This window comes from Ligilactobacillus ceti DSM 22408 (assembly GCF_000423245.1).
Lineage (GTDB): Bacteria > Bacillota > Bacilli > Lactobacillales > Lactobacillaceae > Ligilactobacillus > Ligilactobacillus ceti.
This window is the reverse complement of record NZ_KE383993.1, coordinates 146,761-162,420: the sequence shown is the minus strand read 5'-3', so window position 1 is coordinate 162,420 and position 15,660 is coordinate 146,761. Positions and strand designations below refer to the sequence as shown.

Genomic DNA, 15,660 nt, shown 5'->3' with positions numbered 1-15,660 from the left:
TAATAACAAAGGCTGAAACATGAAATTATGTCCCAGCCTTTTTGTTTTAATAATTAAATTATTTTGCTAAAGCTTTTTTAGCTTCTTCAACAACTGCTGTAAATGCAGCTGCATCGTTAACTGCTAATTCTGCTAACATTTTACGGTTAACTTCGATACCAGCTAATTTCAAACCGTGCATTAATTTGCTGTAGCTCATTCCGTTTAAGCGAGCTGCTGCATTAATACGAGCGATCCATAATTTACGGAAGTTGTTCTTTGTTTTCCGACGATCTTGGAAAGCATATTGGTATGATTTCATTACTTGTTGTTTTGCAACTTTAAATTGGATATGTTTTGAACCGCGATATCCTTTTGCTAATTTAATAATCTTTTTACGACGTTTACGCGTAACTGTTCCACCTTTAACACGTGGCATGAGAATTCCTCCTTATTATATCTAAGCTAATCTTTGTCAACTTAGATGGTCCTCTTTGTAATAGGACGCTTGTTATTAGGTCTAATTATAAATTGATTTTAAAATGAAAAAATTATTTCATTTGTGAAATCATTTGTTTGATACGTTTCATATCTGATTCAGATACCATTGAAGCTTTACGTAAATGACGACGTTGCTTCTTAGTTTTACCGTGGAAACGGTGAGATGTGAACGCGTTAGAACGTTTCAAGCCACCTTTTCCTGTACGCTTAAAGCGTTTTGTTGATGCGCGGTGTGTTTTTTGTTTTGGCATAATCAATTTCCTCCTATATCAGGTCTTTATTTATCAACCTTAGGTGCGAGCATTAAGAACATGCTACGCCCATCCATTTTTGGTTTTGATTCAACTACGGCAACTTCGTCAGTTGCTTGTGCAAATCTTTCGAGAACATCTCGACCGATTTCCTTATGAGTTATCGCACGGCCTTTGAAACGAATCGAAACTTTTACTTTATCACCTTTAGCGATAAATCTTAATGCATTTTTAACTTTAGTGTTAAAGTCATTCGTGTCGATTGTTGGACTTAACCGTACTTCTTTAACGTTAGCTACTTTTTGATTCTTGCGAGCTTCACGTTGTTTCTTCTGCAACTCAAAACGATACTTCCCATAATCCATGATTTTGGCAACTGGTGGTTTTGCTTTTGGTGCCACTAGTACCAAATCTAAATTAACTTGTTCAGCTAAGCTTAATGCTTCTTGCTTAGACTTAACACCAAGCTGAGAACCATCATTTGAAATCAAACGAACTTCACGAGCACGAATTCCTTCGTTAACCATTTTATCAACTGCTATGGCGTTTCACCTCCAAATAAATTCAGAGAAAATGCAGACAGAAAAAGCGGGGTCTTGTCAAATACATGACAACACCCCGCACATGATCCGTTTTATCGGAATTAGTTTTATAATTCTGCCCCGGAACTTTCTTATTCCTTAGGCGAGAAGCGGGATGCTTCTGCTTTCTTTTTTCTCAACTGTTATAGTATAACAACCTTTAATCTTGATTGTCAACTAATATTTGTAAGTTTTTTATTTTTTTGAGTTACGGCTATATGATTCGATATCAGCGAATAACAAGTTACGGAATTCGTCTTTTGTCATTGTTGTTGTGTTATCTTCACCATAGCGACGAACTGAAACTGTTCCGTCAGCAACTTCTTGATCACCCACAACAAGTGTATAAGGAATCTTGTTAACTTGTGCTTGGCGAATCTTGTAACCCATTTTTTCGTTACGATCATCAACTGAAATACGAACTTGGTGTGCTGATAATGAGTTAGCAATTTCTTTCGCATAGTCATAGTGTAATTCATTTTTAACTGGAATTACTTTAACTTGATGTGGAGCTAACCATGTAGGGAAAGCACCTTTATACATTTCTGTAATATAAGCTGTGAAACGTTCCATTGTAGAAATAATACCACGGTGAATCATAACTGGACGATGTTCTTCACCATCATCACCAATATATTTAAGATCAAAACGTTGTGGTAATAAGAAGTCTAATTGGATTGTTGATAATGTTTCTTCGCCACCAAGTGCTGTTTTTGTTTGAACATCAAGTTTAGGACCATAAAAGGCTGCTTCACCTTCTGCTTCAAAGTATTCTAAACCTAAATCATCCATCGCACCTTTTAACATTCTTTGTGATTTTTCCCACATTTCATCATCATCGAAATATTTTTCTGTGTTTTCTGGATCACGATAGCTTAAACGTAAACGGTAATCTTTAATATCGAAATCTTCATAAACTTCTACCATTAAACGAATAATTTTCTTGAATTCTTCTTGGATTTGATCTGGTGATACGAATGAGTGACCATCGTTTAATGTCATTTCACGAACACGAGATAAACCTGTTAAGGCACCTGATTTTTCATAACGGTGCATCATACCTAATTCTGCTAAACGTAATGGTAATTCACGATATGAACGTTTGTGATGTTTGTAAATTTGAATATGTGAAGGACAGTTCATTGGACGGATTTCAAGTAATTCACCATCACCCATATCCATTGGTGGGAACATATCTTCACGGTAGTGATCCCAGTGACCTGATTGTTTGTACAAATCAACATTAGCTAAGACTGGTGTATAAACATGTTCATACCCATCAGCAACTTCTTTATCAACAATATAACGTTCAATTGTACGACGAATTGTAGAACCATTTGGCATCCAGTATGGTAAACCATTACCCACTTCTGGATCTACGAAGAATAAATCTAAATCATTACCTAAGACACGGTGGTCACGATCATGTGCTTCTTTTTGACGAGCTAATTCTGCATCTAAATCTTTTTGTTTGTAGAATGCTGTACCATAAACACGTTGTAACATATCATTTTCATCAGAACCTAACCAATATGCACCAGCTACTGATAATAATTGGAAACATTTAATAACTTTAGGTTCTGCTAATTTAACATTGCGAGAAACATCAACGAATTTACCTTGTAAGTAAACAACAACTTGGTCACCTTCACCAGCTTGATCGTTAATTAATTCTTGACGATATTGATCATCACCAACTAAACGTAAAGCTTCTTCTTTGCTTAAAACTAAACGTTCGATTGGTTCATTAGCTTTAATGATTTCTTCCATTTTTTTAGAAATCTTTTCAAAATCACCTTCGCTAACTTGACCAGCAACACGGTTTGTATCTAAATAAAAACCATGTTCTGTTGCTGCATCAACACCAAAGTGCATATCTGGATATACTTGAGATAAAGCATTACCTAAAACCATAGCTGCTGTATTCCAAAATACTTCCATACCTTCTTGAGAATCTTTTGTTACAATTTCAATTGCGCCATCAGCTTCAATTGGTTGTTTCAAGTCAATTAATAAACCATTTAACTTACCTGCAACACTTTTCTTAGCTAAACTAACACTAATTGATTTAGCGATATCTTCTGTTGTTACACCGGCAGCGAATTCTTTCACTGCACCGTCTGGAAATGTAATTTTAATATTTGCCATTGTTTTTCCTCCTCAATCAAATAAAAAAGTCCCTAACACAAGTATAAACTACTTATATTAAGGACGTGATAAACGTGGTTCCACCTAAATTCAAACACTTCGCCTAATGCGTAGTGTTTCTTTCAGCGTTGATAACGGAAACGATCCGACTTAGCTTTGCACTAAATTCTTAACATGAAAGTGGTAAGCTCGGTTGTGAATAACTTCCAGTCTAGGTCATTCTCCCTGTGGTAACCAGCCGTTTATCTTTCATCTGATTTCATATTTACATACTATTTAAGCATTAACTCCCAAAAATTGCAACCCCTATTTACGATTCCGATAATTTTCACCGGTCATTTGATAAGGTCGTGCTAAGAAATTAATTCTCTCCATAATTCTTTGTGCTTTTAACGGTTCTGCTTCTCCGCGATTGTTTAAAGTTAAGTATTGTTCTGTTAAATCTTCCATTGCAATATTAGAACTAAAGAATGTTGGTAATTCTTCTTGCATCCGGTATTGTAAAATAACCCCTAACACATCATCCCGACTCCAACTACTCAATTGATCAGCACCAATATCATCAATCATCAAAATCGGTGTTTTTTTAATTTCATCGACTAAATGAACATTTTTATTATCACCAATAGCTTTTTTAACAGCAACAATAAATGATGGTAAATGAACCATTGTAACTGGAATATCATATTGTGCTAATTCATTCGCAATAACACCTAGAGTATAGGTTTTCCCGACACCAAAACTACCTTCAATATAAAATCCTTGTGGTGGTGTTGTTTGATTATCTTGCGATTCCAAATAACTATTCACAAAATCCATAATATCTAATCTTAAATTGACACGATCAGTTGTTTCTTGATTATAAGTATCAATCGTCGCTTTGCGTAAACTTTTCGGTAAATTAACCAAACTAATTAAATTTTGCCGTTTTTGCCGTTTTTTCTCAGCTAAATATTCTTCAGTTGGTTGATATGCAATTTCAATATGATGATCACTAACTTGTAAAATCGGATGATAACCTGGGGTAAACGTTTCTTCACCACGGGCAATTTTTTCTTTAACACTAACAAATTCATATAATTTGCTAGCATCACGTTTTTGAAAATCAGGTGATAATTCAGCTTGGTGTTTTTGAATAAATTCTTGGACTTCTTCATCTTGCAGCGCTTTTTGAACTAAACGTTCATATTGTTGCCGCCATTGTTGTAATCCCATTTTTTGATTTAAATGTTTGCCAATACTTTCCATCTTTTCACCTACCATTTCCGTGCTTTCCGCCGTTCTTCGGCTTCTTTGCGTTTACGTTCTTTGAATTTACGTTTATTTTCTGCCGCAATTTTTTCTTGTTCCGCAATTTTAATTTTTAAAATCGCTTCTTTTTCTAAATCGCGTGGCGGATTTTTTTGTTCTTCTTTGGCCCACTCCGGTAATTTTTCTTTTTGGACAACCGGACGGCCATTATAATATTTCGGCAGAGCTTTTTTCCGTTGTTCAGCTTTTTCTTTTTGCTTTTGATTTCTTTTACGCACATAAGAAAACGCCTCACTTGGAGTTTTTATTTTATTTTGTGCCCAATCAACAGCAATCGCTTCTAAAAATGAGACTTTGAGTAGATTATGTTTTTGAACAATTAAAGCATAATGAATCAAAGCATTTAACACAGAATTAGGTAACACATTTCTTCGGACCATATCTTCAATAAAAATCCGTTCATTTTTAGTAACGAAACTGCCTTTTTGCCGTTTGATATCTGTTAAAAATTCAATTGGGGTCATTCCATTACAAGCCGCAATTAACAACTCGGCATTTCCACCAGAACCTTTAGCCGGTGGAGTTGGCGGTGTTGTTTGGACTGCAGTTGATTCTTCTTGTGTGGCTACTTGTTCAGTTTGTGGATTTAACTTCATTTCAAATTCTCGATAAGCTTGTTTTTTAGCTGCTGCATAATCAACTTGATTTGTAATAACATCACAATTTTGTTCTAAAAGCGTCATTAATTGCAATTCATCTAAACGATATAATAAACACAAATTAACTAAATCAGCTTTATGTGCTAAAACATCACGTTGATCAACGAATGACTTTTGTAATAAACTCACAAAATAAGCTTCATCTAAAACATCAGCTAATGTTTGTTGAACTAACGGTTCTGTGAGAGTTGCTTTAACAGAATTATTTTTAGCGACCGGAATTGTAAAATCAGGTAAATAAACTTCCAATAAAGTTTTGGTAATTTCTTGCGCATTAGCCGGAATTTCTTTTTGATATAAAAATTCATCTTTTAGTTCTTGATATTGTGTTTCACCAATTAAACTCAATAATAATGAACTTAAAATATCATCACTAAAAAAAGCAGTGGCTGTCAATGGTGGTTTAATTTCATAAATTGTTAATACACCTATCTCATCAGTCAATGTATATGTTCTTAATAAACCAAGTGCTTCTAAGCGATTTCTCGCTTGTACAAGCGATCCAACCCCCACATTTAAAGCTAGTTGTAAATCTTTATTCATCCGACGTGCCGCTAAATTCATTCGCGGTTGAATCCGCAAACTTAATTCATCATAAAGACCCCGAGCTACAATCCCCATAATTGGCTGATAAAGTTTTTTAATAATTAACTCATCATTGTAAGCTTGTTTACTATCAGCAACAACAATAAATCCATCTTTAGGAGATAATTCGTTATTTTGTTGATTCATATAAAATTACCTCCCTCCTATTATTTTACTCTTTGCAGTTTTGTTTCATTAATTTATCTAATTCATCACGGAATGAGGCCATGTCGTTAAACTGACGATACACACTCGCGAAACGAATATATGATACTTCATCAATATCAATTAAAATTTCCATCACATATTCACCGATTAATTGACTCGAAATTTCAGCACTTCCGACAGAACGAAGTTTACTTTGAACTCGATCAACGATTTCTGAAATTGTATCGGTTGTGACAGCACGTTTTTCAGTTGCACGAACAATTCCGCGCATTAATTTTTCACGATTAAATTCTTCTCTAGTACCATTCTTTTTAATAACCATTAACGGTGTAACATCAATTCTTTCAAACGTAGTAAAACGATAACCACATTTACTACATTCACGTCGTCTTCTAATCGCAGCACCTTCATCAGCAGGGCGACTATCAACAACGCGTGAGGTATTACTTTTACATTGCGGACATTTCATTTGTTTTCCACCTCAACATTCGTTTCTTTAAAAATTAAACTCTCTCTTCTTATTATATAATATTTTTGAGATATTTTAAAACCTGAGTTTTCATATTTTCTAAAGAACTTGTATTATCAATGACTTTATCTGCTAAAGCTACTCTTTTTTCCGCCGACATTTGTTGTGCGATTTTATTTTGAGCTGCTGCTAACGAGATATCATCACGTTGCATCAATCGTTCGCATTGCACTTCATAAGGCACATTGACAACTAAAACAGCGTCGCAATATTTCTCATAATGGTATTCAAATAATAGTGGTATTTCTAAAACAATTAACCTTTCATCACGCTCTTGCGCTGCTTGTAATTGTTGTAATATTTCAGCTTGAATCAGGCTTTGCAACAACATATTCAATTGTTCTAAAGCCTTTTTATTTGCAAAAACATAGGCTCCTAATTTTTTACGATCCAAACTCCCATCAGCCTGTAAATAACTACGACCAAACACTGAAATAACTCGCTGTAATCCTAGTGTCTCAGGCGCCACAACTTGACGAGCCACCTGATCAGCATCGATGATGAAAGCACCTTGTGATCTCAATATATCAGCTACAGTTGATTTTCCACTCGCAATTCCACCAGTTAACCCTAAAACATATGCCATTTTTATTTCACCTGTTGACATTGCGGACAAAAATGCGTTCCTCGTTGTGCTACCCGAATCTTTTCAATTGGTGTTCGGCAGCGTGGACAAGGTTCCCCTTGTTTTCCATAAACTTGTAAAGCAAACTGAAAAGAACCACTATTTTGAAAAGCATCAGCATAAGAACGGACTGTAGTTCCTCCCGCTTTTACAGCTTCAGCTAATTCAGCAATAATATTATCGTGCAATACGGTCGCTTCAGCTAAAGTTAAGTGATTCGCTTTTGTTTCAGGATGAATCTGACTCATCCACAAAACTTCATCCACATAAATATTACCTAGTCCCACCACAATTGTTTGATCAAGTAGTGCACTTTTAATTCCTTTATTTTTCTTTTGTAAAGCTTGATAAAATTCATCCACTTTAAAAGCTGTCGGCGTTGGTTCAACACCTAATTTCGCCAAATTTTTAAACTCATTTTCATGTCCTGTCGCAATTAATTCCATCCGCCCAAATTTACGAACATCGTTATAACGCAACTCTTTTCCATTAGCTAATTTAAAAATGATATGTGAATGTTTTTCTAACGGCTCCTGACCATCTTTAACAAAATATTTACCTTCCATTCGTAAATGTGAAACCATTGTAATTCCATCAGAAAAACGAAAGAGTAAATATTTTCCGCGACGATCAATTTTTTCTAAAGTTTTGCCTTTCAATTGCGCCACGAATTCTTGAGGATCACCAACAATAATATTTTCAAAAACAACATTAACATCAGTCACAACTTGACCTAAGACCAGTTTGTTAAGACCACGACGAACGGTTTCTACTTCAGGTAATTCTGGCATTTTAATCTTCCTTTATTATTTATTTAGCATCATACCATGTTGCTCCATAAGAACTATCGACTTTTAACGGTACACTTAAGCGCACTGCTTCATCCATAATTTGTGGCACTAACTCTTCTAAAATGGTAATTTCATCTGCTGGTGCATCAAATAAAAGTTCATCATGCACTTGTAAAATCATTTTACTCTGCAAGCCTCGTTCTTTTAAAGCTTTTTGCATATTAATCATCGCCACTTTAATAATATCAGCAGCACTGCCTTGAATTGGTGTATTCATTGCGGTTCTTTCAGCAAAAGAACGCAAATTAAAGTTTTTACTCTTGATATCTGGTAAATAGCGACGTCGTTTAAAGATTGTTTCGACATAACCTTTTTCTTTAGCTTCAGTTACAACATCTTCCATATATTGTTGTACACCAGGGAAGTTTTCTAAATAAGCTTCAATAAACGCTTTGGCTTGTTTCCGCGTAATGCCTAAGTTTTGTGAAAGTCCATAATCACTAATTCCATACACAATCCCGAAATTAACAGCTTTGGCTTGACGACGCATATTACTATCAATTTGTTCTGGATCAGAAATGCCAAAAATTTTCATTGCTGTATTAGTATGAATATCATCATTATCCATAAAAGCTTGCTGCATATTTTTATCACCCGAAACATGAGCTAAAACTCGTAACTCAATTTGAGAATAATCAGATGTATAAATTTTATGATTTGGTTGTTCCGCCACAAAAGCTTGGCGAATTTGACGGCCTTCTTTCAAACGTACTGGAATATTTTGTAAGTTAGGTTCCACTGATGATAAACGTCCCGTCGCAGTTAACGTCTGTGTATAACGCGTATGGATTTTCCCGTCCACTGGGGATATAACTTTCAACAATCCTTCAATATACGTAGATTGTAATTTAGATAGTTGGCGATATTCTAAAATATTATCAATGATTAGTGACATACCACGTAATTTTTCTAAAACACTAACAGCTGTAGAGTAGCCTGTTTTAGTTTTCTTAATTACTGGTAAAGAAAGTTTTTCAAATAACACCACACCTAATTGTTTTGGTGAATTAATATTAAATTCTTCACCGGCTTCTTGATAAATAGCTTGTTCAATTTCACTTAAACGTTCTGTAAAACGACTTTTCATCGTTTCCAATGTCGCAGGATCAATCGCCATCCCATTAATTTCCATTTCAGCTAAAACTAATGACAATGGTCGTTCAATGGTGAAATAAAGCTCTTCTTGTTGATTTTCTTGCAATTCTGTCATTAATTTTTCTTTTAAAGATGTAATAGCTTTCGTTTTAGCAGCTAAATGTTGATATAAAACTTGATCATCAGTTGGAATAGCGCGTTTTGCACCTTTACCATAAACTTTTTCATCAGTAGCTAAATCATAATAATCATTTTGTTGCGCTAAAACACCTAAATCATCACTATTATCCCGATTATTCAATAAATATGACACTAATAATAAATCAAAATCAGCAGATTGTAAGGTAATCCCTACACGTTGCAACCCAACATAAGTTCTCTTTAAATCACACAAATCAATATTAATCTGCTCATTTTCTAATAAAGCGCGGAACGGATCCTCTTTTAACAACTCTACATCCCGACTCACATAATATGTGTCACCAATTTGAAAACTAAAGCCTACTAACGGCGCATAATGATAGTTAGCTCCATCAATTTCTAAATAAAAACTAACATTATTGGTTGATTCGATTTTTAAATCAGCTACATTTTCCGCGTTAACAGAAACAACATTCAAAGCTGTTTGTTGATCTGTAGTTTCTGGCTGTTCAGTCGCTAATTGTCCTAGAAAACGTTTGAAATTCATTTGTTGATAAAATTTCACTAAAGCTTCATAATCAGTTCCTGACCAAGTTGTATCTGCAACTGTCATTGTAATTGGCGCATCTTTTAAAATAGTTGCTAAATCTTTACACATGAAAGCAATCTCTTTTTCAGCAATTAGATTTTCTTTCATTTTAGATTTTTTCATATCAGTAATATTTTCATAAATACCTTCAATTGTGCCATATTGTTTTAAAAGTTTAATCGCTGTTTTCTCACCGATTTTAGTTACACCTGGATAATTATCGGAACTATCACCGACTAATCCTTTCATATCAATAATTTGTTCTGGTGTAATTTCATATTTTTCAGCAATATAAGCTGGTGTAAACTCTTCAACTTCTGATACACCTTTTTTTGTGATAGCAACTGTTACCTGATCTGACGCTAATTGCGTTAAATCTCGATCTCCAGATACAACCGTTACTGCCATACCTTGTTCACTAGCTTGAGAAGCTAAAGTCCCAATAATATCATCAGCTTCATAATTAGCTAATTCATAACTTTTAATCCCATATGCAGTTAATAATTCTCTTAAATAAGGAAACTGTTCACTTAATTCAGTTGGTGTTTTAGAACGGCCGCCTTTATACTCTTCATATTTTTCAGTTCTAAAAGTCTTTTTGCCGGCATCAAAAGCCACTAAAACATGTGTTGGTTTTTCTTTTTCTAAAATAAAATCCAACATTGTTTTAAAACCATAAATAGCATTAGTGTGTAAGCCATCTTGGTTTACAAAACGTTCTAAAGAATTGTATAACGCATAAAAAGCGCGAAATGCAATACTATTCCCATCGATTAATAATAATTTTTCTTTTGTTTTTGTCATGCCGTTCTCCTTTTAAATCTCTATTCTTCTTTTGTATTTTAACAAAATTTCCCAGAAAGCAAAACAAAAGCCGAAGAAACCTTTCTTCGACTTTTGTTAAATACTAATTATTGATTTAATCGCGACTTCCGCCACCAAAAATATTTAATAGTTGTAAGAACAAGTTAACAAAATCTAGATATAATTGGAAAGCTCCCATTAAAGCTAAACTCGTCATATTCACTTGACCTTGTAATTGATAATATGATTGTTTAAATCTTTGTGAATCAAAAGCTACTAAAGCAGCAAAGATAATAATACCCACATAAGAAAAGATATAATTAATCATTGGGCTTTGTAAAAAGAAGTTAATAATTGAAACAATAATCAAAGCAATCAACGCTGCCATAGCATGGCGGCCAACTCCACTCAGATCACGTTTCGTAACAGTTCCCATCACAGCTAAAACAACAAATAACGTTGCTGCTGAAACAAAGGCCATCGTGATATCTCCCATAGTATAAACAGCTACTAATGTACTGAAGACAACACCTTCTAAAATCGCAAAGCCAAAAAGTCCGACTGCATTCACAACTGGTGAACGATTTGCTTTAAACATAAAAGCAATAACTAATTGCAAACCAAACATAATCCATACAGCTGAACGATGTTGTGATAAAAATGTCATAGTTTGAATATAAAACATTGTAGTAATTAAATACGCAGTTAATGCAGAAACACCAACTGCTGCTGCCATAAATCCATACATTTTAGCTAAGTATTGATTTAGACCGCTATCAGTAGCACTGCTAACAACGCGACGTGGTTCATTATTCATATAATTCTCTCCTTAAAACAATTTTCTCCCTCTTATTTTGAGGGTTTGCTAATAATTATAGCATATCCAAATTTAATACGTGAAACTTCACTTCTTTCTTAACAATTCCTTTATGTTAATTTTTCTCAATATAAATCCCTTTAATTCGTGCTTTTATCAAAAAAGACCTCTATACAATTTGTATAGAAGCCTTTTAAATTTATTTTTAGTTATTACGTAAACTTAAATTAGATAATAATTTTTCATATTCATATTCATACTTTTGAATATCTCCAGCACCCATAAAGACTACAACGGCATCTTTATAATCTAATAATGGTGACATATTATCTTCAGTTAGGACAGTACCACCTTTTTTGATTTTCTTACCTAAATCAGCTGAAGTAATTTTTCCAGCTTTTTCACGCGCTGAACCAAAAATATCAATCAAGAAGACTTGATCGGCATTATCTAAACTTGTTGCAAATTCATCTTGCAAAGCAATCGTCCGGCTAAATGTATGTGGTTGGAACACAGCAATAATTTCTTTATTAGGATATTGTTGACGTGCAGCATCTAAAGTGGCTGTAATTTCAGCTGGGTGATGAGCATAATCATCAATAATTACCATATCAGCTACTTTCTTTTCTGTAAATCGACGTTTAACACCTTTAAATGTCACTAATTCAGCTTTAACTTCAGCTTGATCAACTTTATCTAAATAAGAAACAGCAATGACAGCTAAACTATTTAAAACATTATGTTTCCCAAACATTGGAATATCATAGTTACCTAAGAATTCATCATGATGATAAACATCAAAGTTAGAACCTTTAGTAGAACGTTTAATATTAACTGCTCTAAAGTCATCTGATTCTTCTGTTCCATAATAATAAATCGGAACATCAGCTGTTAATTTACGTAAGTTGTCATCTTCACCCCACATAAAGATACCTTTTTTAGTTTGCATTGCTAATGTTTCAAATGCATCACAAACATCTTCTAAACTTGTAAAGTAATCTGGGTGATCAAAATCGATATTAGTCATAATTGTATAATCAGGATGATATGCAACGAAATGACGACGATATTCATCAGCTTCAAAGACGAAGAAACGCGCATCAGGAATACCTTTTCCCGAACCATCGCCTACTAAGAAACTAGTTGGAGCTACACCACTTAAAACGTGTGCCAATAAACCAGTTGTACTTGTTTTACCATGTGCACCGGCAACAGCGATACTTGTTGTTTCTTGAATAATCATTTCTACAGTATCAGGATAGCTTAAAATTTCTAAACCTAATTCTTGTGCTTTTTGTAATTCTTCGTGATCTTTTGAAAAAGCATTTCCCGCAATAATTGTCATTCCGGGTTTAATATTATCTTCAGAAAATGATAAAACTTCAATTCCTGCATCTTCTAAGCCACGTTGAGTAAAAGTATATTTATCAATATCAGATCCTAAAACCTGACATCCTTTATCATGTAAGATTAAAGCCAAGGCACTCATACCTGTTCCTTTAATCCCCACAAAATAATATGTGGTATCCATTTTCATTATAATATCCTCTTTTCTATTTATTTCGTTTCATTCATTGCATTTAACATTTCTGGATCTAAATAAACATCACGTGGTTTTGATCCGCGTGCTGGCGAAATCAAACCTTGTGCTTCTAAATCATCAACAATATTAGCAGCTCGATTATAACCGATTGAAAAGACTCGTTGCAATTTTGAAGTCGAAATATTGTCTTCTTGAGCAATATATTCTAACACTTCCGGCATCAAATCATCTTGTGCTTCATTTTGTTGATCTTTTTTTCTTAAACTTTCTGGATCAAAAGCATATTGTGGTTTCCCTTGTTGGCGAATAAAATCGGTAATAGCATCGACTTCTTCTTCAACATAAGTTCCTTGTAAACGAACTGGTTGACCTGATCCATTTCCCATAAACAACATGTCACCACGACCTAACAAACGTTCAGCCCCAGCTACATCTAAAATAGTCCGTGAATCAATCTGACTTGAAACCATAAAGGCGATTCGCGTTGGGATATTATTTTTAATAGTTCCAGTAATAACATCAACACTTGGTCTTTGTGTAGCCACAATTAAATGAATCCCGGCTGCACGTGCTTTTTGGGTGATACGTGCAATATAATCTTGAACTTCACTAGCTGCGACCATCATTAAATCTGCTAATTCATCAATCACAACTACGATATAAGGTAGTTTATATTCGTATTTACCACTAGCAAGAGCTTTTTCATTATAACTAGCAATATTGCGCACACCGGCAGCAGCTAATTTTTGATAGCGATTTTCCATTTCTTCAACTACCCAACGCAAGGCTGCGGCGGCAGCTTTAGGTTCAGAAATCACCGGCGCAATTAAATGAGCAATCTTTTGATAAGGTGCCATTTCTACCGCTTTTGGATCAATTAATAATAACTTAACATCACTTGGTTCAGCTTTATATAAAATAGAAACTAACAAACTGTTAATAAAAACTGATTTACCAGATCCTGTGGCCCCTGCAATTAAACCATGAGGCATTTTTTGTAAATTAGTAACTTGTGGTCGACCAAATAAATCCACACCCAAAGCCACTGTTAATGGTGATTGTGCTTCTTTAAAAGCTTTTGATTCTAATACTTCTGATAACATAACTGGTCGTGATTTGTAGTTTGGTATTTCAACCCCAACGCTACTTTTACCCGGAATTGGAGCTTCAATCCGAATATCTTTAGCTGCTAAAGCTAATTTTAAATCATCAGCTAAATTAGTAATTTTATTAACTTTAACACCCCGACCTAAAGTGATTTCAAATTGAGTGACAGCTGGCCCAATCGTCCAATCTTTCACAACAGCATCAACATGAAAGGCTGCTAATGTCTCATTTAAAACATCAATTTGATTTAAAACCCACTCATCCATTGAATCATCAGCTTCAATCACTGGCGCTGGTAATAAATCTAATGGTGGAAATTTATACATTAAATCTTCTTTATTTGGCGTTGCCGCTTGTTCTGCATCAGCAAATAAAGCTAATTTACGCTGTTCATTATTTTCTAAATCAATAATATCTGTTAATGTCCGATTCAAACCAGTTGCTTCTACTTTTTCATGATTATCATCGGCCGCTTGTTCTTGCGGTTGTGGATTCTCATGCTCTTCATTTGCAACCATTTCAGTTTTGTTAGTTATAACTGCTGTATTTGGTAGTTCAGTTTTTTCAGACGATACCACTGGAGCAGGTTTTTCCCATAAATCTTCTGTTTCTAAATCAGTTACTGATTCAACTGCTTGTTCCCGGGAAATAATTAGTTCTTCATTGTTTTGTTCTTGTTCTTCAAATTCATCATGACTTGTAATCTCATCAATAAATTCTGAATCTTTGTTGATTAATTGTTCATGATCATCGATTACTAGTGTTGATTCAAATTCATGTTCTGTTGGTTCATCCATTAATCGAGCTGCTTCAATATCTTCTGTTGCAGCGACTCCCGGTGTTTCCACCACTTCTTCGTTTAAAATTTCAGTTTCAGCTTGCTGACTAACTTCCTTCTCAGCTGTTAAAGCCCCTTGCTCTAAATCAGCGGCTTGTTCTTGCCAGTTAGATTGAGTTAAATCAATTAACTCTAAATCAGTTGCTTGTTCATCTTTTACAAACAATAATAATTCATCTTTAGCTGCTAATATGCGTTTGACTAAAGCTTGATATTTACGTTTTGTTTCACGTTTTGAAAAATCAATAATTGATGGTGGTACATATTTAGGATGAAAAGTTCTCGTTGTATATTGTTGTTTTAATATTTCTTGATTTTCGTTTCTTTTTTCTTCACTTAAAAGTTTACGAGCTCGTTTTTGTGGTGCTCTTTTCTTTTTTTCTTTGAAACTCGGCTTAACAACTTCTTGATGTTGTTTTTTTCGATAAAAAGCCGGTCCATCATAATGTTGCATATTCTTCATCCTATCACAAAAAAATTAAGACTAGGACTAATTATAATAATTAATCCTAGTCTATTTTAGCATATTTTTTAGTTA

General features: G+C 34.3%; 13 protein-coding genes and 1 other annotated feature. All 13 genes read right to left on the bottom strand.

Annotation, left to right across the window (positions count from 1 at the left end):
- Positions 1 to 58 precede the first annotated feature (58 nt).
- Positions 59 to 418, bottom strand: a complete 360-nt coding sequence (rplT, locus tag G540_RS0103665) for a 50S ribosomal protein L20 (protein WP_027106938.1) — start codon at positions 416 to 418, stop codon at positions 59 to 61.
- Positions 419 to 530: 112 nt separating this feature from the next.
- Positions 531 to 731: a 50S ribosomal protein L35 gene (gene rpmI, locus G540_RS0103660; protein WP_027106937.1), complete on the bottom strand. Its 201-nt coding sequence runs from the start codon at positions 729 to 731 to the stop codon at positions 531 to 533.
- 26 nt (positions 732 to 757) lie between these two features.
- Positions 758 to 1,258, bottom strand: coding sequence for a translation initiation factor IF-3 (gene infC / locus G540_RS0103655; RefSeq protein WP_027106936.1), 501 nt, complete (start codon positions 1,256 to 1,258; stop codon positions 758 to 760).
- A gap of 49 nt (positions 1,259 to 1,307) precedes the next feature.
- Positions 1,308 to 1,445, bottom strand: a sequence feature (ribosomal protein L20 leader region).
- Between the two features lie 62 nt (positions 1,446 to 1,507).
- Positions 1,508 to 3,460 (bottom strand): threonine--tRNA ligase, encoded by a 1,953-nt coding sequence (gene thrS / locus G540_RS0103650; RefSeq protein ID WP_027106935.1) that lies wholly within the window; start codon positions 3,458 to 3,460, stop codon positions 1,508 to 1,510.
- A gap of 306 nt (positions 3,461 to 3,766) precedes the next feature.
- Positions 3,767 to 4,723 carry a primosomal protein DnaI gene (gene dnaI, locus G540_RS0103645; RefSeq protein WP_338048132.1) on the bottom strand — a complete coding sequence of 319 codons (957 nt, stop codon included), beginning with the start codon at positions 4,721 to 4,723 and terminating at the stop codon, positions 3,767 to 3,769.
- Positions 4,717 to 6,162 carry a DnaD domain protein gene (locus tag G540_RS07020; protein ID WP_051188957.1) on the bottom strand — a complete coding sequence of 482 codons (1,446 nt, stop codon included), beginning with the start codon at positions 6,160 to 6,162 and terminating at the stop codon, positions 4,717 to 4,719. The genes dnaI and G540_RS07020 overlap by 7 nt, the downstream gene beginning before the upstream one ends.
- Positions 6,163 to 6,187: 25 nt before the next feature.
- The gene (gene nrdR / locus G540_RS0103635) at positions 6,188 to 6,652 is read right to left on the bottom strand and encodes a transcriptional regulator NrdR (RefSeq protein ID WP_027106933.1); all 465 of its coding nucleotides are present in this window, start codon (positions 6,650 to 6,652) and stop codon (positions 6,188 to 6,190) included.
- Between the two features lie 52 nt (positions 6,653 to 6,704).
- The gene (gene coaE / locus G540_RS0103630; RefSeq protein WP_027106932.1) at positions 6,705 to 7,298 is read right to left on the bottom strand and encodes a dephospho-CoA kinase; all 594 of its coding nucleotides are present in this window, start codon (positions 7,296 to 7,298) and stop codon (positions 6,705 to 6,707) included.
- Between the two features lie 2 nt (positions 7,299 to 7,300).
- The gene (gene mutM, locus G540_RS0103625; RefSeq protein WP_027106931.1) at positions 7,301 to 8,128 is read right to left on the bottom strand and encodes a DNA-formamidopyrimidine glycosylase; all 828 of its coding nucleotides are present in this window, start codon (positions 8,126 to 8,128) and stop codon (positions 7,301 to 7,303) included.
- Between the two features lie 19 nt (positions 8,129 to 8,147).
- A complete protein-coding gene (gene polA, locus G540_RS0103620; RefSeq protein ID WP_027106930.1) occupies positions 8,148 to 10,817 on the bottom strand; it encodes a DNA polymerase I in 2,670 nt (889 codons plus the stop codon).
- Positions 10,818 to 10,932: 115 nt separating this feature from the next.
- Positions 10,933 to 11,634, bottom strand: a complete 702-nt coding sequence (locus G540_RS0103615) for a Bax inhibitor-1/YccA family protein (RefSeq protein ID WP_027106929.1) — start codon at positions 11,632 to 11,634, stop codon at positions 10,933 to 10,935.
- Positions 11,635 to 11,839: 205 nt separating this feature from the next.
- A complete protein-coding gene (murC, locus tag G540_RS0103610) occupies positions 11,840 to 13,171 on the bottom strand; it encodes a UDP-N-acetylmuramate--L-alanine ligase (RefSeq protein WP_027106928.1) in 1,332 nt (443 codons plus the stop codon).
- A 20-nt stretch (positions 13,172 to 13,191) separates the two neighbouring features.
- A complete protein-coding gene (locus G540_RS0103605) occupies positions 13,192 to 15,576 on the bottom strand; it encodes a DNA translocase FtsK (RefSeq protein ID WP_027106927.1) in 2,385 nt (794 codons plus the stop codon).
- Positions 15,577 to 15,660: the final 84 nt, after the last annotated feature.

What these genes read in the sequence shown, in the direction of transcription:
- rplT (WP_027106938.1), bottom strand. Translation starts at nt 418, where the DNA reads ATGCCACGTGTTAAAGGTGGAACAGTTACGCGTAAACGTCGTAAAAAG.
- rpmI (WP_027106937.1), bottom strand. Translation starts at nt 731, where the DNA reads ATGCCAAAACAAAAAACACACCGCGCATCAACAAAACGCTTTAAGCGT.
- infC (WP_027106936.1), bottom strand. Translation starts at nt 1,258, where the DNA reads ATGGTTAACGAAGGAATTCGTGCTCGTGAAGTTCGTTTGATTTCAAAT.
- thrS (WP_027106935.1), bottom strand. Translation starts at nt 3,460, where the DNA reads ATGGCAAATATTAAAATTACATTTCCAGACGGTGCAGTGAAAGAATTC.
- dnaI (WP_338048132.1), bottom strand. Translation starts at nt 4,723, where the DNA reads ATGGTAGGTGAAAAGATGGAAAGTATTGGCAAACATTTAAATCAAAAA.
- G540_RS07020 (WP_051188957.1), bottom strand. Translation starts at nt 6,162, where the DNA reads ATGAATCAACAAAATAACGAATTATCTCCTAAAGATGGATTTATTGTT.
- nrdR (WP_027106933.1), bottom strand. Translation starts at nt 6,652, where the DNA reads ATGAAATGTCCGCAATGTAAAAGTAATACCTCACGCGTTGTTGATAGT.
- coaE (WP_027106932.1), bottom strand. Translation starts at nt 7,298, where the DNA reads ATGGCATATGTTTTAGGGTTAACTGGTGGAATTGCGAGTGGAAAATCA.
- mutM (WP_027106931.1), bottom strand. Translation starts at nt 8,128, where the DNA reads ATGCCAGAATTACCTGAAGTAGAAACCGTTCGTCGTGGTCTTAACAAA.
- polA (WP_027106930.1), bottom strand. Translation starts at nt 10,817, where the DNA reads ATGACAAAAACAAAAGAAAAATTATTATTAATCGATGGGAATAGTATT.
- G540_RS0103615 (WP_027106929.1), bottom strand. Translation starts at nt 11,634, where the DNA reads ATGAATAATGAACCACGTCGCGTTGTTAGCAGTGCTACTGATAGCGGT.
- murC (WP_027106928.1), bottom strand. Translation starts at nt 13,171, where the DNA reads ATGAAAATGGATACCACATATTATTTTGTGGGGATTAAAGGAACAGGT.
- G540_RS0103605 (WP_027106927.1), bottom strand. Translation starts at nt 15,576, where the DNA reads ATGCAACATTATGATGGACCGGCTTTTTATCGAAAAAAACAACATCAA.